This is a genomic window from Streptomyces sp. WAC 01529 (genome assembly GCF_003945545.1).
GTDB classification, from domain to species: Bacteria; Actinomycetota; Actinomycetes; order Streptomycetales; family Streptomycetaceae; genus Streptomyces; species Streptomyces anatolicus.
The window spans coordinates 2965085-2989301 of the sequence record NZ_CP029617.1 but is presented as its reverse complement, the minus strand read 5'-3'; the positions used below and the strand labels follow the sequence as shown (position 1 = coordinate 2989301).

Below are 24217 nucleotides of genomic sequence, written 5' to 3'. Positions count from 1 at the left end.
TCAGTGGCACGGGGCACCGAAGAGGTGCCGGCCGTCGTGCGCGAACTCGTGCAGGTAGTCGCCGGTCGCCGAGATCAGCGTGCCGTTGTCGAGGAACACGGCGTACAGCGCGATCAGCGCGAGGATCGCGGCGGCCGAGGCGATCAGCCAGTCGCGGGTCCGGGTCACGGCGGCCTGGCTCGCCGTGGTGTCGGTGTGTGGCGCTGCGGAGTGCAGGGACATACCGGTGGGCCTCCTTCTGGGGTTTCCACGCCCCATGGCAGGAGGACGACGGTTCAGTTCCTGACTTCCGCGCACGCGCGTCGCGTGCGGGTCACAGTGGCGGGACCGTCCCGGATTCGCACCGGGTTCCTGGCAACCGTCGCCTCGATGTATGGACTTGTCGTCCCGGAGAGTCCCAGCACGTCAGGGGGGCTGTCAACACCCCTCGGGGCCCCCGCGGCACGGGGCGGACCGGCGCACCTGGCCCGGTCGGTGGCCCGCTCCCCCCTGAGCCGCCGACCGGGCTGGTCCTCGACCGCGTGCGCACGAGCTGCGGGAGGAACCCGGCGCCGACGCGGGAGGTTCACGGCCATTCCAGAATGGGGGGAATGGCCGAGAAGGCCGGGGGCTTGGGCCGTGCGACAGACTCTAGGACGAATGAGCGCGTCGGCCTAGAGGGATCCGGAGTCCGGATATCGCCAATTCCCCCTCCCATTCGCGCTGGGCATCCCGCCTTCGGTACCGGGCCCGCCCGCCGCGGGCGCCGATTTCTCAGGGCGCCGACCGGTCCTTCCGGAGCAGTTCACCGGTGAGCGTTCTCTTGATCACCTGAACGGCGACCAGGTCGATGACCTGGCGTTCCCTGCGCGCATAGCGCCGCAGCGCCTCGAATGCCTCGTCCATGCCGGTGTTCCAGCGCTCGGCGAGCATGCCTTTGGCCTGTTCGATGCGAATACGACTGTCCAGCGCCCCCTGGAGCTGTTGGGTGAGCGTCAGGGCCCGGGCGTGGGTGCGGTGATTGACCAACCCCACCGCGGCGGCGTCGGCGAGCACCTGGGCGATGCGCAACTCCCGTTCCGAAGGCGCCTTTTGATGTGCGTGCGAGACGAAGACATTCAGTACGCCGAGCGTCGTACCGCCGTGCCGCAGCGGCACCGCGAAGGTCTGCGCGACGCCGTGCTCACCGGCCCGCTCGGCAAACGCCGGCCAGCGGGCCCCCACGACATTGGAGTCGACACGGATTGGCGGCACGGGCTTGCCGGTCCCGAAGCTGTCGAGGCACGGCCCGCCCCGAAGCTGGACCGCCAACAGGGCGCGTACCACCTCCTGTTGGCGGCTGCCGGGGATGAAACGGACGCCGTCGCCCCCGCCGGCGTACAGCACACCGGCGCCCTGCGCGTCGAGCAGCTCCACGGAGCGGTCCGACACCCGGCGCAGATAGCGCTCGGGGTCGAAGTCATCGGTCAGTGTGTCCGCGGCCTCCACCAGTACTTCGGCGAGCCGCAGTGCGCATGGGTGGTCCCCCATGACTTTTTCTCCTCCACTCCCCGCGGACTGCGCCTACCCGGCCGCGACGCGACGGTAACGCGTCCCTCGTGGACAGAGTCTCCTTCTGTCAGGATTGAGATACGGACAGTGCACCCAAGGGGGACTGAATGTACCGAAAAGGCACAGGTCGCGGACGTGGTTTCGCGGCCCGGGGGGTGAGGACGGGAGTGGCGCTCGCGGGGGCCGCGCTGCTCCTCTCCGGGTGTTCCTCCTCCGGCGGTGACCCGGAGGAGGAGAGGTCGGGTCCGCCGCTGAAGCAGCAGCCCAAGGAGGAGGACCCGTACTGGGTCAACCCGGAGGGGAACGCGGCCAAGCAGGTCGCCGCCTATGAGAAGGACGGCGAGAAGGACGACGCCGAGCTGATCCGGAAGATCGCCGAGCAGCCCGTCGCCGAGTGGCTCGTCCCGGAGGACGCTCAGGACCAGGCGCGCGGCTTCACCGAGGCCGCCGAGAAGGCCGACCGGGACGCCCTGCTGGTGCTCTACAACATCCCGCACCGCGACTGCGGCCAGTACTCCGGCGGCGGCGCGGCCGACGGCGACGCCTACCGCGCCTTCGTGGACGAGGTCGCCAAGGGCATCGGCGACCGCCGCGCCACGGTCATCCTGGAGCCGGACGCGGTGCTCCACATGGTCGACAACTGCACGCCCGAACAGTTCCACGAGGAGCGGTACGACCTGCTCAGGGGTGCCATCGACAGGCTCAACTCCCTGAAGAACACCAAGGTGTACCTGGACGCGGGCAACGCGGGCTGGCAGAACCCCGACTCGCTCTGGGAGCCCCTGAAGCGGTCCGGCGTCGAGCAGGCCGACGGTTTCTCGGTGAACGTATCCAACTTCCAGACCACCGAGGCCAGTACGGAGTTCGGCAAGAAGCTCTCGGCGAAGATAGGCGACAAGCCGTTCGTCATCGACACGGGGCGCAACGGCAACGGCCCTTACGACAAGGGCAAGGACCCCTGGTGCAACCCGCCGGGCCGGGCGCTCGGCGAAACCCCGACGACGAAGACCGGCGATCCGCTCGTCGACGCGTATCTCTGGGTCAAACGCCCGGGCGAATCCGACGGAACATGCCGGGGCGGCCCGAAGGCGGGCGAATGGTGGCCGGAGTACGCACTAGGCCTCGCAAGGAGCGCTGGCTGAAGGGAGCGCCCCGCAAGGGGCGCGGGGAACTGCGCGCTCAGCCCAGAAAAAGCCGCAGTTCCCCACCCACCAAAGGGAGTTCGTCCCTACGGCACACGAACCCACCGAGCCCGGCTCGGAGTCCCCTGATCATCCGTGACGAAAAGCATGTACCACCCGGACTCCACCAGACTCCGATTCCTCGGAACCGTCACGGAAATGGCCCCCTTGGACTTCTCCAAGTCCAGCGCGATCGACGTCTGGTCGATATCCGTGACATGCGTAGACGCACTCGGCCGAATCAAGCGGGCCGTCTTGATGGAGGACGCGTGCCGCGTCGGAAACGTACCGGACTCCCCCCGCTTGATCGTCTCAGGCCCCCGGCCAAGGCCCGGCCGGGCACCGCGGTAGAGATACGGTGGCGTGTAGATCTCGATGCGCTGCTCGAAGACGCCCGGCTTACTGTTGGCCTTGTCGGCGAAGAGCGAGTCGGAGCCGAAGAACATCACGCGGCCGTCCGGCAGCAGAATCGACCCGGAATGGTAATTGCGGCCGACCAGCGGGTCGGCGACCCTCCGCATCTTCCCGGTCCTCGCGTCGTAGATCCGCGCCTGGTGGATATTGGAGTCGCCGCGCCCGCGGTAGTCCTCGGAGCCGCCGGAGATCAGCACGCTGTCGTCGGGCAGCGTCGAGATCTGCGGATAGCGCGTGCCCTTCTCCAGCGGGGGACCGTCGACGAACCTCGGCTCGTCCGCCGTCAGGTCGACGACGCGGGTCTTCTCGCTGGACTCCTTGGACTCACCGACCCCGCCGCCACCGACCACCATGTACTTCTGGTCCTGCGCGGGCGGCAGTTCGACCGTGCCGGACGTCTCCAGGAGCTTGGGGTCGCTCAGGCCCGGGACGCCCCGCCACTTGTTGGTCCGCAGGTCCCAGATGCCGGGCTTGCGGCCGACGTCGTCGGGGCCGTACCCCGCGTTCGAACCGGAGTAGAAGAGCTTGCCGTCGGTCATCTGGAAGATCGCCGGGTAGGTCGGGAACTGCCGGATGCCCTTGGTGTACGTCCACTTCTTGGTCTTCGGGTCGTACACCTCGTTCTTGCCCGGCACCAGCTGGCCGATCTCGTCCAGGCCCGAGGTGGAGAGGATCGTGCCGTCGGTGAGCGTGGTCAGCGTGGGGTACCAGCGCGCCTCGTTCATCGGGTCGACCTTGATGTACCGCTCGGCGACCGGGTCGAACTCGAAGGCGTCCTTGATCCCCTGGAAGTCCTTTTTGTCCAGGGCGAGCTTCTGCGCCATGCCGTAGACGTTGCGGGTGTCGGAGCCCTTCAGGCCCTGGATGCGGTAGTTGTCCTGCGTACCCGTCTCGTACTTGGCGCCGCTCTTGGCCGCCTCGACGTAGATCCGGCCGAGACCGGGCTCCGTACGCAGGAACCGGCCGGTCCGCTTGTCGAAGACCTTCTTCGCCTTCTCCACCAGGACGCTGTCCTGGGAGACGAACGTCTTGCCGTTCTTCTTGCCGGTGAACTCGGTGCCCGCCGGGATCGTCTTCGGCTCGTCCGGGTCCTCGTTGTGGACGATCATCAGGCCGCCGGCCTTGGTGATGTCGCCCTTCAGCTTCTCGTAGCGCTTGGTGCCGCCCGCGATCAGCAGATTGCCGTCGCTCAGCTGGGTGTGGCCCGTGCAGAACAGGTCGGTGGGCGTCGGGATCTTCTTGATGGTCTTCTTGACCGGGTCCCACAGGCGGGTGTCGAACTTCTTCTTGTCGAAGTTCTTCTGGTTGTTGCCCGACCCGGCGATCAGCAGCACCTTGCCCGTGTGCAGGAGCGCCGCGTGGATGGTGTTCTGCCGGTACTCCTCGGGGAAGTCCACGATCTCCCAGTGGCCGTTGTCCGCCTTGTACTCCGGTCGGTTGATCTTGTACTCGTGGTACTTCTCGGAGCCCACGCGCCACAGCCAGGGGCCGTTCATCCCCGCGAGCGCGAGGACGACCGCCGTCCCTATCGCGATGCGGCGGGCGCGGCGGCGGCCGGGACGCTCCGTCATTTCTCACGCCCCCCGAGGGAGATCCGCATGGTCTGCTCGGGCGCCGCCGCCCAGCTGGGCTTCTGCCGCGGAACCACCGCGTCGAGCACGGGCGGCCCCGGCCTCTTCCGGGCCTGCCGCATGCCCCAGCGCCACGCGAAGATCGGCGCCGACGTGATCAGCAGGGCGAACGTCGCCCAGACGATCATCGCGGGGTGGGAGTGGCCGTACACGAAGGAGGCGGCGACCGAGCCGCCGAAGACCAGGATGAAGAAGAGATGGATCCGGAACGTCCCGAAGAGCGTGTCCGGGCTCGCCGAGTCGCCCTTGGGGGTCACCACGAACCTGCTCTTGCGGCGCAGGGCGGCGTCGAGGAGCGAGCGCGCGTAAATGGGAGCGGAGAGTGCCGACATCACCATGCCGGCCACACCGCCGGAGCCCTCGGGCTCGTGCGGGGAGACGTTGTGCCTGCGGTTCCAGATGTAGAGGCCGATCTGGAGCGCGGAGGCGTTGCCGTACAGCATCAGCCAGATGGTCGGGTCGATGTTCACGCCGGACGCGCCGAGGCCCAGGAAGAGCGCGCAACTCAGCGCTGCCAGGATCCAGTTCAGGGCGGACATCGGGTAGAAGATGACCATCATCGTGTAGTTGAAGAGGCGGCCCGGCGGCAGTGAGAAGGGCCCCTTCCAGAACTGCTTGAGAATCGTCTCGTACGTCCCGCGCGACCAGCGCAGCTGCTGCGTGAAGAAGTCCGTCCAGGCGTTGGGGCCCTCGCCGACCGCGAGCACGTCCGGGGTGTAGACCGACTTCCACTTCCTGCCGGTCGCCGGGTTCGTGGCGCGGTGGATCTCGAAACCGGTCGCCATGTCCTCGGTGATCGAGTCGTACAGGCCGCCGATCTGCTTCAGGGCCTTGATGCGCACGGCGTTGCTCGTCCCGACGAACATCGGCGCGCCGTAGGCGTTCCCCGCCCGCTGGACCAGCGCGTGGAAGAGGAACTGCTGCGACTCGGCGGCCTTGGTGACGAAGTTGTCGTAGTTGCCGTAGACCTGCGGGCCGATCACGAAGCCCACGTTCTCGTCCCGGAAGAAGCCGAGCATCCGCTCCAGGTAGTTCGGCATCGGGACGTGGTCGGTGTCCACGGAGGCGAAGAAGTCGTAGCCGTCGCCGTGCGCGTCCAGCCAGGCGTTGTAGTTGCCGTGCTTGGTCCTGGCGCGGTGCGGGCCCTTGGGCGTGTTCCACCTCGCCACGCCCTTGCGGGAGAAGTGGTGGACGCCGAGCCGCAGGCAGACCTCCTTGACCTCCGGGTCGTCGCCCTCGTCGAGGAGCCAGACGTGCAGCAGGCCGCGGTGACGGATCCTGACCGCGGCCTCCAGCGTCCTCGTCACCATCTCGATCGGCTCCTTGCCGGGCACGAACGAGGTGAGGAAGGCGACTCTGGTGCCGGTCTCGGGCACCACGGGTATCGGGTCACGGGCGACCAGCGTCGCGTGCGCGTTGGAGAGCACGTTCATACAGCGGAAGAACTCGATCAGCCCGATCGAGACGAGCATGACGACGTCGAGCGCCGGCAGCCAGTCGTTCGCCACGTGCTCCCGCTCCGTCCAGTGCTCGGGCTGGAGCAGCCAGCCGAGCAGGACGAGGGAGAGCAGCGGGGCCGCGCCGAGCATCAGCGCGGCCCGGATCCGGTGCGGCTCCTGTGAGAGCAGCGAGCGGTACCCGACCTTGTACGGCTTGTCCGGGTCGGGCTGGGTGAGCGGCCCGGCGAGGCGGCTGTAGTGCTCGTAGTCGTACCGCGGCAGGGTCTTCTTGATTCTGCGGAAACCACCTGTCGCGTGTGACGGCACCCATAGCCGGCTCGTCGGCGATGGACCGTCCTGCCGCGCGCCCGCCGGCGTCGACGTCATGAGTCATCCCCCCGCACGCGGTCGCCCGCGTGTTCCTTTTTCTCTCCGCCCGCTGAGGTCCCCCTCGACCTTCACGGACGCGTCAGTGGCAGGCGACCGTCCCTTTTGTCACAGAACGGCGAGTTTCCGGTCGCATGACGCCCCCCTCGGCGTCACTTCGCGAACGGGCCCCCCGGCCCTGTCCCCGGTCCTGCCTGGCGCGGTCGTCCCGGGCCCCCAACTGCCCCGTACCGTCCGCCTCATGAGAGCCAATGGCTCCAGGCCAGGGTTCTACGCTCCGTGTCTTGATCGCAAGAGCCAAACAGGTGGTTTACCGGTCATAAGTGCGATTTGGGGCACCTGTTGAGGCGGGTGAGCGCAAACGCGTACGGATGTTGCCGAAGTGTTCCCGTATGGCCTGCTCGGCGCGGACGGCGTCCCCCGAGCGCACCGCCTCCAGGATCTCGCGGTGCTGGCGGCAGGTGACCTTGGGATCCTGCGGCACGTCCACCAGGTCGGTGCGGACCTTGTGGAAGGCGTCCCAGAACGCCTCCAGGACCTCGCCGAGGAGGAGGTTGCCGAGGCCGCGGTAGAGCGCGGCGTGGAAGGCGCGGTCGGTCTCGGCGTGCACGGCGCCGTCCGCGGAGGCGGCCTCGGCCTCCATCCGGTCCACCAAGGCGTCCAGTTCGGCGAGGTCGGCCTCCGGGACCCGGCCCGCGAGGCGCGCGATCAGCCCGGTCTCGACGGCCTCGCGCAGTTCCAGGAGCTGGAGCAGGCTGTCCTCGCCGCGGTAGTGGCCCGCGACCGTGCGGAAGGCGAGGCCCTCGATCATCGGCGCGACCGACATCGGGCCGACATACGTACCGAAACCGTGCCGGATCTCCACGATCCCCATGGCCTGGAGCGCCTTGAGCGCCTCCCGGACGGAGTTCCTGCTGACGCCCAGGCGCTCCATCAGCTCGGGCTCGGTGGGGAGCGAGGCCCCGGAGGGCAGCCGGGAATCGATGATGAGCTTCTTGATCCGCTCCTGGATGTCGCGCGCCATGGCGCAACGGTAGCGGTACGGATACGGGGGGTCGGCCCCGCGCGCACGGGCAAGGTCTTCCGGGAGACACGAGGTGGGCCTCGCCCGGGACGCGATGAAGGCCCCGCCCGGGACGCGACGCGGACCCCGCCCGGACACGACGAAGGCCCTCCGCGTGAACGGAGGGCCTTCGCTGTCTGTGCGCCGCCAGGGACTCGAACCCCGGACCCGCTGATTAAGAGTCAGCTGCTCTAACCAACTGAGCTAGCGGCGCCTGCTGACCTGGATAACTCTACCGGATGTCCGGGGGTGCCTCGGACCACCCGGTGCCCGGGCGCGGCCTTCCGGTGCTTCCGGAGAGGCAGGGGAGAGGCGCCGGAGCGGGTCCGGGGGAGGGGCGATACATCATTCGGACCGTCAACATGCGGTATCCCGCGACAGTTGAGAAACTGACGGATGTGCAGATGCGCGGACTTTCTTTTCTGGGGTGTGAGGGGAATCGCATGGAGGACGCTCCGGTATTCGAGGAATTCGACCCCGAGAGCGACTGCGACTGTCCCGGCTGTATTCACTGGCGGCGCTCGATGGCGCATGCGCTGCCGCTGCGTCTCGGGGGCCACCCGGGTGCGCACGGCACGCGGCGCGCCCTCGTCCTCGCGGCGGCGGCGGGGACGGTGCTGGGCGGTCAGAGCTTGCCGGCGGTGGCTGTGGGGGGAGGGGCGGTTCCTGCGGGGGCGTCCGCCGGGGCATCCGTCGCGGCCGCGCCCGCCGGGGCATCCGTCAGGGCTTCCACCGAGGTGGGGGGCGAGTCGGGGGTGCGGCGGGCCGATTCCCGCCCGGCGAACGACGGCCCCGACACACCCCAGGGCAGCGCGAGCCCGCTGCACGGCGGCGCGGGCGTCCCGGCGGAGTCGACGTACGGCCCCACCACCCGTGCGGCGATCATCGAGCGGGCCATGACGTGGGTCACCGCGAAGGTCCCGTACAGCATGGCGAAGTACTGGACCGACGGTTACCGGCAGGACTGCTCGGGCTTTGTCTCCATGGCCTGGAAGCTGAGCGGCAACGAATGGACGGGCACCCTCGACAAGTACGGGGTGCCGATTACCAAGGACCAGCTCCAGCCCGGCGACATTCTCCTCTTCCATAACCCGGCGGACCCCACGAAGGGCTCGCACGTCACGATTTTCGGCGGCTGGACGGACACCACGCACGTGCAATACGTCGCCTACGAACAGGTCCGCCCGCACGCCCGCAAACAGGCGACTCCCTATGCCTACTGGGAGAATGCGGACCGCTATGTGGCCTATCGCTTCAAGGGCGTGGAGGAGGCTCCCGCCCCCGGCTCGGGTTCGGCGGTGACGCGGTACCCGGGGGCGGGCGCCTTCGGCCCCGGGGCGAACAACAAGTACGTGACGCAGCTCGGCAAGGCGCTGGTGGCCCGGGGCGGCAAGCGCTTCTACCGCTCGGGCCCGGGGCCGCTCTGGACGGACGCGGACCGCAGGGCGACGCAGGCGTTCCAGCTGGCGCAGGGCTGGCGGGGCGCGGCGGCGGACGGCCTGCCGGGGCCGACGACGTGGGCGTACCTGATGAAGGGCTCGGGCCGGAACATCCCTCGGACGACGGGGCCGGGTCCGGGCGCGGGGACCGCTTCACAGGGTGCGCCCGCCTACCCCGGCAGGGGCGTCTTCCGCCCCGGCCAGTCCCACGCGGCGATCGAACAGCTCGGCAGGCAACTGATCCGAAGGGGCTTCGGCAAGCATTACGCGCGGGGCCCCGGCCCTCGCTGGACCGAGAGCGACCGGCGCAACGTGGAGGCGTTCCAGCGCTCCCAGGGTTGGCGGGGCACGGCGGCGGACGGCTACCCGGGGCCGGAGACGTGGCGGCGGTTGTTCCGGTGAGGGGGGTGGGGCGGGGGGTGCGCAGGGGGTGCCGGGGGCGGTGCTGGTGCCGGGCCCGGTGCCGGGGCTGTGGGGTGGGGGAGAGACCGGGTTACGAATGTGCCCCGGTCAGACATGTGACCCGGGTACGGAAGGCGCGCCGGGAGGCCCCGGTGAGACCCGGTGACGAATGTGCCGGGGTTAAAAGTGTGACCCGGGCACGGGCGTGGCGCGGGGCAGAGCCGAGCCCCGGGCACAGGTGTGACTCAGGCACGAATGAGATCGAGGCACGAATGAGGCGGAGGCACGGATGAGCGCGACGGCAGCTTCACAGCCACAGTCCCCGCAGCACCAACAGTCCCCGCAGCACCCCGAGCATCCTCAGCACCTCCAGTCCCCGCAGCACCCCGAGCGCCCCCAGCCCCCGCAGCACCCCGAGCGCCCCCAGCACCTCCAGTCCCCGCAGCACCCACAGCCCGGCGCGGCGCCCGAGCCCGCCGCCGCGCGGTCGCCGCGGGTGATCCAGAGCGAGGCCACCACCGAGATCCCCATCCACCTCCTCTTCCGCGACGACCCGGAGGACGCGACAGGCGTCCCCCTCCCGCCCGCCGTGGTGCGGCGCAGGCAGGGAACAGGGGAGCAGCCCCGAACGACGCGACGTCCCGCGACCACCCCTGCCACCCTCACCGCCTCGGCCGCCCCAACCACTCCAGCCACCTTCGCCACCTCCGCCACTCCCGCGACCTCCCTCACCGGCGCCGGCACTACCACCCCCTCCGCGCCCCACCCCCACCACCACCCCCACCCCGTGCCCGACATCGACCCGACGCTGGTCGAGCGGCGGGCCCGGGTCCTGCCCGGCCTCGCCGGGGTGCTCGGCGGATGCGCGGGCGCCTCCGGTTGCGCGCTCTCGCTCTGGTGGGCGGGGGTGCTGCCCGAACCGCTGCTGCGGATGACCGCACCGACCGGGTACGGGTACGGGCACGCCGACGGGCTCGGGTACGTATATGGATACGGCGGCGCCGGGCTCGGGGTCGCGCAGTGGGCCTCGCTCGCCGGTTCGAGCGCGCTCGCCCTGTTCGGGTTCGGCGGCCTCGCGCGGGGCCGGGTCGGCAGGGCGTGGGTGCTCAGCCTCTTCGGCCGCTACCGCGGCACCGTCCGCCGCACCGGCCTGATGTGGGTGAACCCCCTCCTGCTGCGCCGCCGCGTCGACGTACGCCTGCGGCACTGGCGGAGCGAGCCGATGCCCGCCGTGGACCGCGGCGGGGTCGCGCTGCGCGTCGTCGTCCTCGTCGTATGGCGGGTCAAGGACACCGCGCGGGCGACGCTCGCGGTGGAGGACCACCAGGAGTACCTGCGCGAGTGCGTGGAGGCGACGACGGCCCGGGTGCTTTCGCGGCTGCCGGCCGACGCGTTCCACGACGACGCCCCCGCGCTGCCCGCCGCCCCCACCCTGCGCGATGCCGACGCCGTCGCCGCGGCGCTGACCCGGGCGCTCGCGGCCGACGCGGAGGCGGTCGGCATCGAAATCTTCTCGGCCCAGCCGACCCGTATCGAGTACGCCCCCGAAGTGGCGGCGGCGATGCAGCGCCGCCGGGTCGCCGCGCTCGACGCACGGCACCGCGACACCGTCCTGACCTCGGTGGTCGACTCGGTCGAGGACACCGTGACGCGGCTGACCACACGGGGCTTGGTGGAGCTGGACGACTACGAGCGCAAGGCGTTGGTGAAGGACCTGACGGTCGCGTTCTACACGGGCCACGGAGAGCACCGGTAGGTCGGCAAAACACCGGAGGGAAGAGCACCGGTAGGTCAAAAGCGCCTCGGCGAACAGGTCACGCCCCTCGGTGAACACCCGTGGAACCGCGCTCGACGGCGCGGACGGATGCTCTCCGCGGTTGGTATGGACATGTTCAACTAACGGCAATAGCCTGAGACTTGGTCTAGACCGCAGTGCGCGCACGTCCCACGGAACCCCCACGTTCGGTCAGGAGCGGCACATGCGAAACAAGAGCAAGAAGATGTACAAGAGCAAGAAGATGTACGCGGCCATGGTCGGCCTCACCACGGTCGGCGCGTTCGCGCTCTCCGCCGGTGGCGCCAGCAGCCACGGCTACACGGATCTGCCGGCCAGCAGGCAGATCAACTGCGCCAAGGGTGTGGTGACCAACTGCGGTTCCATACAGTACGAACCGCAGAGCGTCGAGGGCCCCAAGGGCTTCCCCGCGGGCGGTCCGGCGGACGGCAAGATCTGCTCGGCGGGCATAGCGGGCTTCAACCAGCTCAACTCGCCGAGGACCCCATCGGGCGGAGCCTGGCCCACGACATCGGTGAGCGGCGGTCAGAACTACACGTTCCGCTGGCAGTTCACCGCGCGCCACCGCACCACGGACTTCAAGTACTACATCACCAAGCAGGGCTGGGACGACAGCAAGCCGGTGACCAGGGCCGCCCTGGACACCACGCCGTTCCTCAGCGTGCCGTACAACAGTCAGCAGCCGCCCGCGACCCTCTCGCACAGCGGCACCATCCCCGGCGGCCGCAGCGGGCACCACGTGATCGTCGCGGTCTGGACGATCGCGGACACGGCGAACGCGTTCTACGCCTGCTCGGACGTCAAGTTCTGAGCGGTGCGCGACGAGCTTCCCCCCACCCCACAGGCAGGTTCCGCGTACGCCGTGCACGACCTCGCGCCCGCACGGCGTACGCGGAGCCGTCCCCGCACCCGTCTTCATAACTGACGAGCCATCACATATGGTGCGCGGCCATGGAGAGCGTCGGGAGCGTCGGGAGTACGGTCGCGGAACTGGTCCAGGCGCGGTGGGGCGATCACCGCACCGGCCTGCGCTTCGAGGGCGGGTCGCTGAGCCACCACCAGATGGCGGCGGGCGCGGCGGCCAGGGCCGCGCTCCTCGCCGACCTCCTGCCGAGCCACGGTGAACCCCACATCGGCGTACTGCTCGACAACACTCCTGAGTACCCGCAGTGGTTGAGCGCGGCGGCGCTCGCCGGTGCGGCGGTGGCGGGCATCAACCCCACCCGGCGCGGCGCCGAACTGGCCCGCGACATCCTGCACACCGACTGCCGGATCCTCGTGACGGAGCGGGCGCACCTCCCGCTGCTCGACGGCCTGGACCTTCCGGGCGTACGGATCCTGGTGACCGACACCCGCGCGTACGAGGATCTGCTCGCGCCCTACGCCGACGCCGAACCGGAGATGGCCCGGACCGTCGGCCCGGCGAGCCGCATGCTGCTCTACTTCACCTCCGGATCCACGGGCGCCCCCAAGGCGGCGATCTGCAGCCAGGGCAGGCTGGCGGCGGCGGGCCGTTCCCTGGTCACCCACTTCGGGATCCGGGCGGACGACACGCACTACATCTGCATGCCGATGTTCCACGGCAACGCGGTGATCGCGGACTGGGCTCCGGCGCTGGCGGCGGGCGCGGGGGTGGCGCTGCGGCGCCGCTTCTCGGCGTCCGGATTCCTCGCCGACGTAAGGGAGTTCGGGGCGACGTACTTCACGTACGTGGGCAGGGCCGTGCAGTACATCCTGGCCACGCCCGCGCGGCCCGACGACCGGGAGAACCCGTTGCGGGTCGGGTTCGGGACGGAGGCGGGGACCGTGGTCGCGGCGCGGTTCGAGGAGCGGTTCGGGGTGCGGCTCGTGGAGGGGTACGGATCCTCCGAGGGCGGCGCGGCGATCCAGCGCACCCCGGGCACGCCCACCGGGGCGATCGGGCGGGCGGCGCCCGGGGACGACCTCGCGGTGGTCGACCCCGTGACGCTGCGCGAGTGCGAGGCGGCGCGGTTCGCGGCCGACGGGCGGTTGATCAATGGGACGGAGGCGATAGGGGAGTTGGTCAACCGCGGCCCGAACCCCTTCGAGGGCTACTGGCGCAACGAGGAGGCGCAGGCCGAGCGGGTGCGGGGCGGCTGGTACTGGACGGGGGACCTCTTCTACCGGGACGGCTCCGGTTACCTCTACTTCGCGGGGCGTACGGATGACCGCCTGCGGGTCGACAGCGAGAACCTGGCGGCCGCGGTGATCGAGAACATCCTCGCCCGATACCCCCGGGCGGCGGCCGTGGCGGTCTACGCCGTCCCGGACCCGGTGGCGGGGGACCAGGTCATGGCGGCGGTGGCGCCGGTGCCGGGGGCGGGCTTCGACCCGCACGACTTCGCGGAGTTCCTGCGGGCGCAGGGGGACTTGGGCACGAAGATGGCTCCGCGCTTTGTGCGGGTGGTCGGACGGATGCCGGTGACCGCGACCAGCAAGGTCGCGCGCGGGGAGCTTCGGCGGGACGCCTTCCGCTGCGGTGACCCTGTCTGGTGGCGTCCTCCGGGTGCCTTGGCGTACCGCCGGCTGACTTCAGCGGACATATCAACCCTGCTGGCCGAGTACCGCGCCCATGCCCGAGCCCACCTCCTGCCCCTCTGACCCCGCCCCGCCGCTCCGCGGCGGATACTTCCCCACCCACCCACCCGTTTGCCCCGCGCCGCGGAGGCGGACGTAGGGACGAAGTCCCCTGCACCGCAGGGTGGGCCCCCCGCGCCACACGGGCGGCCGGGGGCGGGCGTGATCGGCCCCCGGAGTGGCCGGCCCCGGCAGGGGGGGAACCCCCACCGGCCCGCGGCCGCCGAACCGGCCGGAGGGGACGTGGGGGTATGTGCGAGCGCAGCACAGTGGATCCCAGTAGCCGAGCAACAACCAACAGGCACCCGCACCGAGATGGCGAGCACGCACATACCCCCGCGGCCCCGCCCCACCCACGAAGCCAAGGCGCAGACCGAGCCCAAGGCGCCCCGCCAGCCCAAGGCGCCCCGCCAGAACCCGCCTACCGTAACCCCATGCCCCCCCAACCCATCTGGACCGAGCTACAACAACGCCGGTACCTGAAAAGCTCCGCGCCCTGGCGCGGCTGCACATACCTGCTGGGCGGCGCCCTCCTAGGTGCCGCCACCCTGGTGGTGGGCCTCGCTCTGACCGCCGTAGGCGCCGCGCTCACCCTCGTGCTCATCGGCATCCCCCTTCTCACCGCCCTCCCCCTCACCGGCATCCCCCTCGCCGCCCTCGAACGCCGCCGCATGCTGCTCGTCGACCCCACCCCCGCCCCCACTCCCCACCGCACCCCGGAAGCCCCCGGCATCCCCGCCTGGTGCCGGCTCCGCCTGAGAGAGCAGGCCACCTGGCGCGAACTCGCCTACGCCGTCCTGTTCGCCCTCGTCCTGTGGCCCCTGGACCTCCTCGTCCTGGCCTGCACCGTCGCCTTCCCCGTGCTCCTCGTCGCCGCCCCCGCGCACCTCGCCGCCGCCGGCGGCCCGGGCAACGACATCCGCCCCGCCAAGCTGTGGCTCGTCGACGCCTACCCGGCGGCCTGCGCCACCGCCCTCCTGGGCCTGGTCCTGCTCCTCCTGCTGGCCCACCCGCTCGGCGCCTACAGCGCCGCCCGCGCCGCGTTCGCCCGTCTCCTGCTCGCCCCGCGCGACGCCGAACTCGCCGCCGGTCTCGCCGAGGTCACGCGCTCCAGGGCCCGCCTCGTCGACGCCTTCGAGGCCGAACGGCGGCGTATCGAGCGGGACTTGCACGACGGCGCGCAACAGCGGCTCGTCGCGCTCACGATGAGCCTGGGCCTCGCCCGCCTCGACGCCGACCCCGACAGCCCCCTCGCGCGCCAACTGGCCGCCGCCCACGACGAGGCGGGCCGCGTCCTCACCGAGCTGCGCGAGCTGATCCGCGGCATCCACCCCCAGGTGCTCGCCGACTACGGCCTGTCCGCCGCCATCGAGGACGTGGCGGACCGCTGCGCCCTACCCGTCGAGACGGCAGGCGTCCGGCTGCCCCGCCTGCCCGAAACCGTCGAGTCCGCCGGGTACTTCGCCGTCCGCGAGGCCCTCGCCAACGTCGGCAAGCACAGCGGTGCGACCCGCGTCCACCTCACCGCCGCCCACACGGAGGGACGCCTCCGCATCGTGGTGCGCGACGACGGCCGCGGCGGCGCCGACCCGGCCCGCGGCACGGGGCTCACCGGCCTCGCCGACCGCCTCGCCGTCCTCGATGGCACACTGGCGGTCACCAGCCCTCCGGGCGGCCCGACCATCCTGTCCGTGGAGATACCGTGCGAAGCGGAGACCGAAGCAGAAGCCGAAATGGAAGCCGGGGCCTGAGAGTTGTCCTCGCCGAGGACAGCGTGCTGCTGCGCGAAGGCCTGATCGGCGTCCTCGGCCGCTTCGGGCACGAGACGGTCGCCGCGGTCGGCGACGCGGACGCGCTGCGGGACGCCGTTTCGGCGTACGAGCCGGACATCGTCGTCACCGACGTGCGGATGCCGCCCGGATTCCAGGACGAGGGGCTGCGCGCGGCGGTCGCGCTCAGGGCGGAGCGGCCGAGACTGCCGGTGCTCGTCCTGAGCCAGTACGTACAACGCTCGTACGCCGCCGAACTCCTGGACACCGGCGACGGCACCGGCGTCGGCTATCTGCTCAAGGACCGCGTGGGACAGGTCGAGCAGTTCGTCGAGGGGCTGGTCTCGGTCGCGGAGGGCGGGACGGTCGTCGATCCGGAAGTCGTACGGCAGTTGCTGCGGCGGCGGCGCGACCCGCTGGAGAAGCTGACTCCGCGCGAGCGCGAGGTGCTGGCACTGGTCGCCGAGGGGAAGTCGAACGCGGCCGTCGCCGGTGAACTCGTCGTCTCCGAAGCGGCCGTGGGCAAGCACATCGGCAACATCCTCGGGAAACTGGACCTCCCCCCGGCGGACGGCACCCACCGCAGGGTGCTGGCGGTCCTCGCGTATCTGCGGGGGTGAGATCAGCGGGGGTGAGGGATCCGTGGTGAACGAACACAAGTCCCCGGCCCCGCGCGCGTGAACGATTACGATCCACAACCATGAGCACGCCCGACGCGGACCAGTCCCACGCGCCCGACCAGTCCCACGAACCCGCCGAGTCCGACGCCCCGCCCCCCGGCCCGCCCTCCGGCCCCACCCCCGCGGCCCGCGCCCGCCGTGCCCGCATCGCCGCGGCCTCCTTGCTGATGGGCGCCGCGGCGGTCGTTCTCGCGCTGCGGCTGGCGAGCCGGTCGTCCGTACTGGTCGTAGGGGTCTACGGACTGCTGCTCATCCTCTGCGGCGGAGTGATCGAGCTGAGCCGCCGGGGCCGGACCAGGCTCGGCACCTGGCTCCTGGCCGCGGGGCTCGCTGCGGCGCTGGTGATGGACGGGGTCGTCCTCTCGTAGCCGCGCCGCGCGCCCCGGACACGAGGGACCTCAGGACTCCAGGTACCGCAGGACCGCCAGCACCCGTCGGCTGTACCCCTCGGTCCGCGAGAGCCCCAGCTTGTCGAAGATCGCGTTGAGGTTCTTCTCCACCGCGCTCAGCGAGATGTGCAGCTTCTGCCCGATCGCCGCGTTGGTGTGGCCCTCCGCGAGCGCCTCAAGGACCGTCCGCTCCCGGGGCGTGAGCCGGGTCAGCGGGTCGCTGTGCGTCGTGCGGATCAGCAACTGCCGTACGACCTCCGGGTCGATGGCGGCGCCGCCCGCGTGCACCCGCTCCAGCGCGTCCAGAAACTCCTCGACCTGCGCGACCCGGTCCTTGAGGAGGTAGCCGACCCGCTCGGCGCTCGAAGTGAGCAGCTGCGTCGCGTAGTTGCGCTCCACGTACTGGGAGAGGACGAGCACGCCGATCTCGGGGCGCCGCTCGCGGATCCGCACCGCCGCGCGCAGGCCCTCGTCGGTGTGGTCCGGCGGCATGCGGATGTCGGTGACGACGACGTCCGGCGCCCGCGCCTCGACCTCCGCGAGCAGCGCCTCCGCGTCGCCCACGGCGGCGAGGACCTCGTGGCCCTCCTCGGCGAGCAGCCGGACCAGGCCCTCCCGCAACAGGGTCGAGTCTTCGGCGAGGATCACGCGCACGGCAGCTCCGCTGTGATGGTGGTGGGCCCCCCGAGGGGACTGTCGACGTGCAGAGTGCCATCGAGCGCGGCGACCCGGCTGCGCAGCCCGGTCAGTCCGCTGCCCCCGGGATCGGCGCCGCCGACCCCGCTGTCCCTGACGAGCACGGTGAGGCGCGCCCCGCTCGCCCGTACGCGCACGGAGATCTCCTCGGCCGCCGAGTGCTTGGCGGCGTTGGTCACGGCCTCCGACACGACGAAGTAGGCGGCGGTCTCCACGGTGGACGGCAGCGGATCCGGCACGTCGTACTCCATGCGTACGGGAAGCGCGCACCGCTCCGAGACCCCGCCGAGCGCCTCACGCAGGCCGAGGTTGTCCAGGGCGCTCGGGTAGACCCGCCAGGCGACCTCGCGCAGTTCGGTGAGGACTTCCTGGGCCTCCTTGTGGGCCTGCTCCAGGAGCGCGTCGGCCCGCTCCGGGGTGCGGCCGCGCCGGGCCCGGCCGAGCAGCATGGCGAGTGCGACGAGCCGCTGCTGGACGCCGTCGTGCAGATCGCGCTCGACGCGCCGCCGCTCGACGTCGACCGCCTGGACCACGGCGGCACGGCTGGTGGCCAGTTCGTCGATGCGCCGCTGCATCAGCTCCCGCTCGGAGGGGCCGAAGCACTCGCGGGCGAGCCGGGCGTCCTGGTCGGTCAGCGCGCGCAGCCCCTGCACGGCGAGGAAGAGCAGGGTGCCGCCGAGCACGACCTGACTGAGGACGTCCACCCAGGTCATCGCGGTGTGGGTGGCGAGCGACACCGCGAAGACGCCCGCGAGGACCGCGCCGAAGTCGACGAGGCCGACCACGACGGCGCAGAGCAGTCCGGAGTACGTGCGTATCGCGAGGTAGCGCAGGATCTGCCGGTCGGAGGCGCGGTGGTCGGGGAACGTGTCGTGGAAGAAGACGGACCGGCGCCGTCGCTCCAGGGCGGTGAGTCTGCGCGCGCCCGAGGCGAGCAGCGCGTGGGCGCGGGCGCGGGTGGGCGGCGAGAGCAGGAAGGGGCCGAGGGCGGTCCCGGCGACGGTGAAGTAGACCAGGCCGAGCAGGGCGGTGAGGCAGCCGATGAGCACGCCGAGGACCCTGAGCAAGAACGGGGCGGCCACGGGCTCCTTCACGCCGTCCGACATTAGCCGACCCCTATCCGGCGCGGCGGTGGCGGGCCTCGGCCCCCGCTCGGGGCCGGTTCCGTGACCTCACCCGGACCACCACGTACACCGTGATCGCCGCGACGACGAGCGCCAGGACGGCCTTGGAGAGGAGTCCCACGTACGTCTCGACCACGTCCCACTGGTCGCCCAGCCAGTAGCCGGCCATGACGAGCACGGAGTTCCAGATCAGGCTGCCGAGCGTGGTCAGGGCGAGGAAGACCGGCAGCCGCATCCGCTCCACACCGGCGGGCACGGAGATCAGGCTCCGGAAGATCGGCACCATCCGGCCGAGGAAGACGGCCTTGGTGCCGTGCTTGGCGAACCACGCCTCGGTCCGCTCCAGGTCGGACGCCTTGACCAGCGGCAGCTTCCCCCACAGGGCGTGCATGCGCTCGCGCCCGAAGAGGACGCCGATTCCGTAGAGGGCGGCCGCGCCGACCACCGAGCCGAGCGTGGTCCAGAACAGCGCGGAGAAGAGGCTGATCACGCCCTGCCCGGCGGCGAAACCGGTCAGCGGCAGGATCACCTCACTGGGCAGCGGCGGGAAGAGGTTCTCCAGCGCGATGGCGAGCCCGGCTCCGGGGCCGCCCATCATGTCGACGAGGTCGGCGGCCCAGCCGGCGATGCCGCCGGCGGGTTCCTGGGGGAGCGCGAGTGTCATGGGGTCCATAGGGTGCAACGCTAGAAAGCGCAGGTCAGGGGCGGTATGGGGGTTGCCGCCCAGCTGGGGTGCGGGAAACCGCACCCTGGCAGCGGGGTCGTACGGGAAAGGGCGCCCACGGGGCATACGCGAAAGGGCGTCCCCGGAAGACCGGGAACGCCCTTTCGGCATTCGCAAGTGCGCCGCCAGGGACTCGAACCCCGGACCCGCTGATTAAGAGTCAGCTGCTCTAACCAACTGAGCTAGCGGCGCCTGCTGACACGTAAATAATACCTGGCCCGAAGGGGTGCTCTTAACCAGGGCGAGAGGCGCCCCGAAGGGGCGCGGGGGACTGCGCGACCGGCCACGACGGACCCGCGGGAGAGATCAGATGGCGAGGGACAGCAGAACAGGCGCCGCCCGCCGATTCAACGTATCCGCGGCCTCCCGCAGGCGATGCGCATGCTCCACCGGCAGGGACAGCGCGAGGCACCCCACCGAGGACCCCGCGGTGATCGGCACGGCCGCGCACACCGTGCCGACCGCGTACTCCTGGAGGTCGAGGACCGGGACAGTGGCGGGCTGGGCCGCGAGGCGGTTCAGCAGGACCCGCTCGTTCGTGATCGTCCGCGAGGTGAGGCGGGCCATCTTGTGGCGGGAGAGATGGTCACGGCGGCCGTTCACGTCGAGCTGGGTGAGCAGGCTCTTGCCGATCGCGCTGGCGTGGGCGGAGGAGCGGAAGTCCACCCATTCGTTGACCGCGGGGGTGCGGGGCCCGGCGGCGAAGTCGGTGAGGCGGACCTCGCCGTCCACATAGCGGCTGATGTAGACCGCGGCGCCGATGGAGTCGCGCAGGCCGTCCAGCGTGCGCTGGAGCTTCTCGCGCAGCGCCTCGTCGTGGCGGTGGGCCGAGCCGAGGCGGCTCAGGGACTCCCCGGTGACGTACGTCCCCTCGGCTGTCTGTTCCACATACCCCTCGCGGCGCAGCATGCGGAGCAGGGGTGCGAGGCGGGTGGCGGGCAGGCGGGTCTCGCGGGCGAGCCCGGCGGTGGTGACGCCCGAGCCGTGCCGACTGACGATTTCGAGCACCCGCAGGGCGCTCTGGACGGAGTCGTGTGGCGCGGTCGCCTTGTGCTTCAACGCCACGGCTTCCCCCTGCGTGGAATGGTTCCGGACAGTCGGGCTCGTCCCACGATAGCCGCCAAGTGGTGCATAGGGAGCGGATGTTGAGCAGATTGGTGGCGCGCTCCGGCCGTGTCAGCAGGAACGCGCCACCCTGGCATATGCCAGTGTCACAGCACCGCGCTCAGGAACTCACGGGTCCGCTCGTGCTCGGGTTCGGTGAAGATCTTCTCCGGCGTCCCGGATTCGATGACCCGACCCGAATCGAACATGAGCACCTGGTCCGAGATGTCCCGGGCGAAGCTCATCTCGTGGGTCACACAGAGCATCGTGATGTCCGTGGTGTGCGCGATGTCGCGGAGCACGTCGAGGACGCCCGCCACCAGCTCCGGGTCGAGCGCGGACGTCACCTCGTCCAGGAGCAGCACCTGCGGGCGCATCGCCAGGGCGCGCGCGATGGCGACCCGCTGCTGCTGGCCGCCCGAGAGCTGCGACGGGTAGGCGTCGCAGCGGTCGCCGAGGCCGACCAGGTCGAGCAGTTCGCGGGCGCGCTGCTCGGCCTCGTCCTTGGAGAGGCCGAGGACGGTGACGGGTGCCTCGGTGATGTTCCTGAGCACCTTCATGTTCGGGAAGAGGTTGAACTGCTGGAAGACCATCCCGATGTTCTTGCGGACCTCGCGGACGTGCTTCTCGCCCGCCGGGACGAGCTTGCCGTTCCGCTCCTCGTGCGTGAGGTAGTTGTCGCCGACCTTGATGGTGCCTTCGTCGGGCTTCACCAGCGTCATCAGGAGCCGCAGGATCGTGGTCTTCCCGGAACCGGAAGGGCCGATCAGCGTCACGTGCTTGCCGGAGGCGACGGAGAAGTCCAGCTCGTCCAGGACGGTGTTCGAGCCGTAGCGCTTGACGACCTTGTCGAAGCGGATCAGCTCGCTGCCGTCGACGGCCGGGTTGGGGATTTCCTGGGAAGTGCTGCTGTCAGCGGACAAGGCGTCGCTCCAAAACTCGCAGAAGGACAGAGGCCGGGTAGGCGATGACGATGAAGGCGACACCGACCACGCTGATCGCCTCGTAGGTGAAGGTCGCCTGGCTGTAACCCTGGGCCTGGCCCAGCATGTCGAGCGCGCCGATGGCGGCCATCTGCGGCGACTCCTTGAGCATGATGATCACGTAGTTGCCGAGCGCGGGGATCACCCGGCGCACGGCCTGCGGCAGGATCACGGCCGTCCAGGTGCGGCGCTTGGAGAGGCTGAGCGCGGTCGCCGCCTCCCACTGGCCGTCGGGCACGCCCTCGATGCCGGCCCGGTAGACCTCCGAGGTGTACGTCGAGTAGTGCAGCCCGAGCCCGACGATGCCCGTGGTGAGCGGCGACATCGAGGGGCCCCACTCCGGGACCACGTAGAACAGGAAGAACAGCTGCACGAGCAGCGGGGTATTCCGGATGAACTCGGTGAAGACCGTGACCGGCCAGCGGATCCACTTCTTCTCCGAGCGCTGGGCGATCGCCCAGACCAGACCCAGCGAGAAGGCGATCAGGGTGCCGAAGAACAGCGCCTTGAGGGTCAGCTCCACGCCGTCCCAGAAGAGCGGCATGAAGTCGTCGACGTGCGACCAGTTCCAGTTCACTTGGCACCCCCCGTGCCGGTGACGGCATCGATCGACGACTTGGCGCGCATCCCGCTGAACAGGCCCGTCTTCTCGGGCGCCTGCCCGATCCGCTTCTTGGCGTGCCGCTCAAGGAGCCGCATGCCGCGGGTGAGGACGAACGCGAAGACGAAGTACAGGGCGAGCAGCAGCGTGTAGATGGGCGCGCTCTCGTTCTTGACGAGCCGCAGCAGGTCACCGGCGAACGTCATGTCGGCCACCGCGATGAGGGAGACCAGGGAGGTGCCCTTGAGCAGCTCGATCAGCAGGTTGTTGAACGGCGGGATCATCTCCGGCCAGGCCTGCGGCAGTTCGATGCGGCGCAGCCGCTGTGCCGGGGTGAAGTTCAGGGCGATGCCCGCCTCGCGCTGTGCGGGCGGCACCGCGGCGAGCGCCCCGCGCACGATCTCGGAGGCGTACGCCCCGTAGGTGATGCCGAGCGCCAGCACGCCCGCGAACATCGGCTGGAAACTGATGTTGAAGACCGGCGGCACGGTGAACGCGATCCAGAACATGAAGACCAGCGAGGACGTGCTGCGGAAGATCTCGAAGTAGGCCCCGGCGAGGAACCGCACGATCCACAGCCGGTTCGTGCGCAGCACACCGATCGGGAAGGCGATCACGAAGGCGAGGGCCGCGCTGAGGAGGGTGACCTGGACGGTGATCCAGATGCCGGGCAGGAACCAGTTGCCGAAGAACTCCGACGACATCATGAGGAGGCGCCCTTCACCGGGGGACACAGCTTGCGCAGGGTCAGATCGGTCATCTCCGCCTCGGTGAAGCCGAACGGCTTGACGATCCGCAGCAGCTCGCCGCTCTCCTTGAGCTTGTGCAGCTCCTTGTTGAAGGCGTCCCGCAGGTTCTTCTCGGAGAGCCGGAAGGCGAAGCCGCCCGCGCCGTACGCCGGTTTGCCCTCGACCATGGGCTGGAACGGGTCCGTCGCCTCGACCCGCGGGTTCTTCTTCACCACCGTGCGTACGGTGACGTTCGTGCCGGCGAAGGCGTCGACCCGGCCCTGGGCCACTGCGTCGAGCCCCGCCACCTGGTCGGGCAGGACGAGCACGTCCTTCACCCCCGCGGCCTTGGCGTAGTCGATCTCCGCGTAGGCGGTGCCGCTCGCCAGCTTCAGGCCCTTCTCGGCGATGTCGTCGTAGTCCTTGATGCCGTGCGGATTGCCCTTCTTCACGATGAAGGAGTCGAGCATGAGGTAGTCGGGATCGGAGAAGAGCACCTGCTCGCACCGCGTCGGGTTGATGTACATGCCCGCCGACACCACGTCGAACTGCCGTGCCTGGGTGAGGCCGGGGATAAGGGCCCCGAACTTGGTGGGCACCGCCTTGACCTCGGGCACGCCGAGGCGGGGAAAGATGACCTTGGCGATGGCCGGCGCCTCGCCCGTGACCTCGCCGTCCTCGTCGATGTATCCGAACGGGACCTCGCCCGCGACACCGATCCTGACCGTGCCGGCGTCGCGGAGCCGCTCCAGCAGATCGCCCCCCTCGACCTTCCCCTCCTCCGGGACCCGGCTGCATGCCGAGACCCCGAACGCGCCCAGCGCCGCCCCGCCCGCTCCGGTGAGCAGGGCACGGCGGCGAACGGATCTGCCGGTGAATCCCTCGTTGTTGCCAAGTGGTGGAGCCATGGGCGCGCGGCTACCCGACTCGACGCGAGATATGCCGGTGAATTCCGGCCCCTGATGCGATCGTTGTGGTCTTGACCCCGGGAGGAGCATGGGAGACATGGCAGACCGATTCATCGAAGTCTCCCTCGCCAAGCGGGGAGTTCAGTGCACGGCGAAGCTGCTCGACGACCGGGCCCCGGTGACCTGCGCGGCCGTGTGGGAGGCGCTTCCGCTCGGCTCGGACGTCTATCACGCGAAATACGCCCGCAATGAGATCTACGCCCTTTTCCCGGCCTTCGCGGACCGCGAGCCACCCCTGGAGAATCCGACAGTCACCCCCATTCCGGGGGATCTCTGCTATTTCTCCTTCTCCGGTACGGAATTGGGGACGCGGGCGTACGGCTATGAACCGCAGGCCGACGTCAGGGCGGGCACCACCGTCGTCGACCTCGCCCTCTTCTACGAACGCAACAACCTGCTCCTGAACGGCGACGTCGGCTGGGTCCCCGGCACCGTCTGGGGCCAGATCGTCGAAGGCCTCGACCGGATGGCCGAGGCCTGCAACGACCTGTGGCGCGCGGGCGCCCAGGGCGAGACGCTGAGCTTCACACGCGCCTAGGTTCTTCCGGCGGGCAGGCCTTCTGCCGGGCAGG

22 protein-coding genes, 2 tRNA genes and 1 riboswitch are annotated in these 24217 nt (G+C 70.3%); of the genes, 9 read left to right on the top strand and 15 right to left on the bottom strand.

The features are described from left to right. Window positions 1–222, bottom strand: a complete 222-nt coding sequence (locus tag DMA15_RS13385) for a CbtB-domain containing protein (protein ID WP_125512989.1) — start codon at window positions 220–222, stop codon at window positions 1–3. Between the two features lie 32 nt (window positions 223–254). After that, window positions 255–378: riboswitch (cobalamin riboswitch) on the bottom strand. A gap of 375 nt (window positions 379–753) precedes the next feature. After that, window positions 754–1509, bottom strand: coding sequence for a GAF and ANTAR domain-containing protein (locus tag DMA15_RS13380; RefSeq protein WP_125512988.1), 756 nt, complete (start codon window positions 1507–1509; stop codon window positions 754–756). Window positions 1510–1637: 128 nt separating this feature from the next. Here DMA15_RS13380 and DMA15_RS13375 point away from each other — a divergent pair, with 128 nt between their 5' ends. After that, window positions 1638–2672 carry a glycoside hydrolase family 6 protein gene (locus DMA15_RS13375; protein ID WP_125512987.1) on the top strand — a complete coding sequence of 345 codons (1035 nt, stop codon included), beginning with the start codon at window positions 1638–1640 and terminating at the stop codon, window positions 2670–2672. An 86-nt stretch (window positions 2673–2758) separates the two neighbouring features. Here the strand turns inward: DMA15_RS13375 and DMA15_RS13370 are convergent, their stop codons facing one another. From DMA15_RS13370 to DMA15_RS13355, 4 genes are all read right to left on the bottom strand, one after another. Further along, entirely contained in the window at window positions 2759–4696 is a 1938-nt protein-coding gene (locus DMA15_RS13370; protein ID WP_125512986.1) for a kelch motif-containing protein, read from the bottom strand. Next, the gene (locus DMA15_RS13365; protein ID WP_125512985.1) at window positions 4693–6582 is read right to left on the bottom strand and encodes a cellulose synthase catalytic subunit; all 1890 of its coding nucleotides are present in this window, start codon (window positions 6580–6582) and stop codon (window positions 4693–4695) included. Before DMA15_RS13365 ends, DMA15_RS13370 begins: the two co-directional genes overlap by 4 nt. 310 nt (window positions 6583–6892) lie before the next feature. Further along, the gene (locus tag DMA15_RS13360; RefSeq protein ID WP_125512984.1) at window positions 6893–7606 is read right to left on the bottom strand and encodes a FadR/GntR family transcriptional regulator; all 714 of its coding nucleotides are present in this window, start codon (window positions 7604–7606) and stop codon (window positions 6893–6895) included. A 179-nt stretch (window positions 7607–7785) separates the two neighbouring features. Next, a tRNA-Lys gene (locus tag DMA15_RS13355) sits at window positions 7786–7859 on the bottom strand. 229 nt (window positions 7860–8088) lie between these two features. On the opposite strand from DMA15_RS13355, the gene DMA15_RS13350 reads away from it, so the two are divergent. The 7 genes from DMA15_RS13350 to DMA15_RS13320 all read left to right on the top strand — a co-directional run bounded on the left by DMA15_RS13350 (window position 8089) and on the right by DMA15_RS13320 (window position 16696). Next, on the top strand, window positions 8089–9486 hold the full coding sequence (locus DMA15_RS13350) for a peptidoglycan-binding protein (RefSeq protein ID WP_206302719.1): 1398 nt from the start codon (window positions 8089–8091) through the stop codon (window positions 9484–9486). A gap of 289 nt (window positions 9487–9775) precedes the next feature. Beyond that, complete coding sequence (locus DMA15_RS13345) at window positions 9776–11242, top strand: SPFH domain-containing protein (protein ID WP_125512982.1); 1467 nt, start codon at window positions 9776–9778, stop codon at window positions 11240–11242. Window positions 11243–11486: 244 nt separating this feature from the next. Continuing rightward, the gene (locus DMA15_RS13340) at window positions 11487–12092 is read left to right on the top strand and encodes a lytic polysaccharide monooxygenase (protein ID WP_125517720.1); all 606 of its coding nucleotides are present in this window, start codon (window positions 11487–11489) and stop codon (window positions 12090–12092) included. 140 nt (window positions 12093–12232) lie between these two features. After that, window positions 12233–13903: an AMP-binding protein gene (locus DMA15_RS13335; protein ID WP_125512981.1), complete on the top strand. Its 1671-nt coding sequence runs from the start codon at window positions 12233–12235 to the stop codon at window positions 13901–13903. A gap of 410 nt (window positions 13904–14313) precedes the next feature. After that, window positions 14314–15630 (top strand): sensor histidine kinase, encoded by a 1317-nt coding sequence (locus DMA15_RS13330; protein WP_125512980.1) that lies wholly within the window; start codon window positions 14314–14316, stop codon window positions 15628–15630. Continuing rightward, the gene (locus DMA15_RS13325; protein ID WP_206302717.1) at window positions 15582–16268 is read left to right on the top strand and encodes a response regulator transcription factor; all 687 of its coding nucleotides are present in this window, start codon (window positions 15582–15584) and stop codon (window positions 16266–16268) included. Before DMA15_RS13330 ends, DMA15_RS13325 begins: the two co-directional genes overlap by 49 nt. Before the next feature lie 80 nt (window positions 16269–16348). After that, a complete protein-coding gene (locus tag DMA15_RS13320; protein ID WP_125512979.1) occupies window positions 16349–16696 on the top strand; it encodes a hypothetical protein in 348 nt (115 codons plus the stop codon). A 30-nt stretch (window positions 16697–16726) separates the two neighbouring features. Here DMA15_RS13320 and DMA15_RS13315 read toward each other — a convergent pair whose 3' ends face one another. The 9 genes from DMA15_RS13315 to ehuB form a co-directional block, all read right to left on the bottom strand. Next, complete coding sequence (locus DMA15_RS13315) at window positions 16727–17371, bottom strand: response regulator transcription factor (RefSeq protein WP_125512978.1); 645 nt, start codon at window positions 17369–17371, stop codon at window positions 16727–16729. After that, window positions 17362–18495, bottom strand: coding sequence for a sensor histidine kinase (locus DMA15_RS13310; RefSeq protein ID WP_240659779.1), 1134 nt, complete (start codon window positions 18493–18495; stop codon window positions 17362–17364). The genes DMA15_RS13315 and DMA15_RS13310 overlap by 10 nt, the downstream gene beginning before the upstream one ends. 34 nt (window positions 18496–18529) lie before the next feature. After that, a complete protein-coding gene (locus DMA15_RS13305; protein WP_125512976.1) occupies window positions 18530–19210 on the bottom strand; it encodes a DedA family protein in 681 nt (226 codons plus the stop codon). A gap of 169 nt (window positions 19211–19379) precedes the next feature. After that, window positions 19380–19453, bottom strand: a tRNA-Lys gene (locus DMA15_RS13300). 114 nt (window positions 19454–19567) lie between these two features. Continuing rightward, a complete protein-coding gene (locus tag DMA15_RS13295) occupies window positions 19568–20326 on the bottom strand; it encodes an IclR family transcriptional regulator C-terminal domain-containing protein (protein ID WP_125512975.1) in 759 nt (252 codons plus the stop codon). 146 nt (window positions 20327–20472) lie between these two features. Beyond that, window positions 20473–21288: an ectoine/hydroxyectoine ABC transporter ATP-binding protein EhuA gene (gene ehuA / locus DMA15_RS13290; protein ID WP_125512974.1), complete on the bottom strand. Its 816-nt coding sequence runs from the start codon at window positions 21286–21288 to the stop codon at window positions 20473–20475. Continuing rightward, window positions 21278–21925: an ectoine/hydroxyectoine ABC transporter permease subunit EhuD gene (gene ehuD, locus DMA15_RS13285; protein ID WP_125512973.1), complete on the bottom strand. Its 648-nt coding sequence runs from the start codon at window positions 21923–21925 to the stop codon at window positions 21278–21280. Before ehuD ends, ehuA begins: the two co-directional genes overlap by 11 nt. Then, window positions 21922–22653 carry an ectoine/hydroxyectoine ABC transporter permease subunit EhuC gene (gene ehuC, locus DMA15_RS13280; RefSeq protein WP_206302929.1) on the bottom strand — a complete coding sequence of 244 codons (732 nt, stop codon included), beginning with the start codon at window positions 22651–22653 and terminating at the stop codon, window positions 21922–21924. Before ehuC ends, ehuD begins: the two co-directional genes overlap by 4 nt. Next, window positions 22653–23585, bottom strand: a complete 933-nt coding sequence (ehuB, locus tag DMA15_RS13275; protein ID WP_125512971.1) for an ectoine/hydroxyectoine ABC transporter substrate-binding protein EhuB — start codon at window positions 23583–23585, stop codon at window positions 22653–22655. Before ehuB ends, ehuC begins: the two co-directional genes overlap by 1 nt. A 97-nt stretch (window positions 23586–23682) precedes the next feature. Between ehuB and DMA15_RS13270 the strand changes: the two genes are divergently transcribed. After that, a complete protein-coding gene (locus DMA15_RS13270; protein WP_164551754.1) occupies window positions 23683–24183 on the top strand; it encodes a DUF3830 family protein in 501 nt (166 codons plus the stop codon). Window positions 24184–24217: the final 34 nt, after the last annotated feature.

Bases quoted from the DNA above. Each gene is read 5' to 3' on its own strand.
- DMA15_RS13385 (WP_125512989.1), bottom strand. From the start codon at position 222: ATGTCCCTGCACTCCGCAGCGCCACACACCGACACCACGGCGAGCCAG.
- DMA15_RS13380 (WP_125512988.1), bottom strand. From the start codon at position 1,509: ATGGGGGACCACCCATGCGCACTGCGGCTCGCCGAAGTACTGGTGGAG.
- DMA15_RS13375 (WP_125512987.1), top strand. From the start codon at position 1,638: ATGTACCGAAAAGGCACAGGTCGCGGACGTGGTTTCGCGGCCCGGGGG.
- DMA15_RS13370 (WP_125512986.1), bottom strand. From the start codon at position 4,696: ATGACGGAGCGTCCCGGCCGCCGCCGCGCCCGCCGCATCGCGATAGGG.
- DMA15_RS13365 (WP_125512985.1), bottom strand. From the start codon at position 6,582: ATGACGTCGACGCCGGCGGGCGCGCGGCAGGACGGTCCATCGCCGACG.
- DMA15_RS13360 (WP_125512984.1), bottom strand. From the start codon at position 7,606: ATGGCGCGCGACATCCAGGAGCGGATCAAGAAGCTCATCATCGATTCC.
- DMA15_RS13350 (WP_206302719.1), top strand. From the start codon at position 8,089: ATGGAGGACGCTCCGGTATTCGAGGAATTCGACCCCGAGAGCGACTGC.
- DMA15_RS13345 (WP_125512982.1), top strand. From the start codon at position 9,776: ATGAGCGCGACGGCAGCTTCACAGCCACAGTCCCCGCAGCACCAACAG.
- DMA15_RS13340 (WP_125517720.1), top strand. From the start codon at position 11,487: ATGTACAAGAGCAAGAAGATGTACGCGGCCATGGTCGGCCTCACCACG.
- DMA15_RS13335 (WP_125512981.1), top strand. From the start codon at position 12,233: ATGGAGAGCGTCGGGAGCGTCGGGAGTACGGTCGCGGAACTGGTCCAG.
- DMA15_RS13330 (WP_125512980.1), top strand. From the start codon at position 14,314: ATGCCCCCCCAACCCATCTGGACCGAGCTACAACAACGCCGGTACCTG.
- DMA15_RS13320 (WP_125512979.1), top strand. From the start codon at position 16,349: ATGAGCACGCCCGACGCGGACCAGTCCCACGCGCCCGACCAGTCCCAC.
- DMA15_RS13305 (WP_125512976.1), bottom strand. From the start codon at position 19,210: ATGGACCCCATGACACTCGCGCTCCCCCAGGAACCCGCCGGCGGCATC.
- ehuC (WP_206302929.1), bottom strand. From the start codon at position 22,653: ATGTCGTCGGAGTTCTTCGGCAACTGGTTCCTGCCCGGCATCTGGATC.
- ehuB (WP_125512971.1), bottom strand. From the start codon at position 23,585: ATGGCTCCACCACTTGGCAACAACGAGGGATTCACCGGCAGATCCGTT.
- DMA15_RS13270 (WP_164551754.1), top strand. From the start codon at position 23,683: ATGGCAGACCGATTCATCGAAGTCTCCCTCGCCAAGCGGGGAGTTCAG.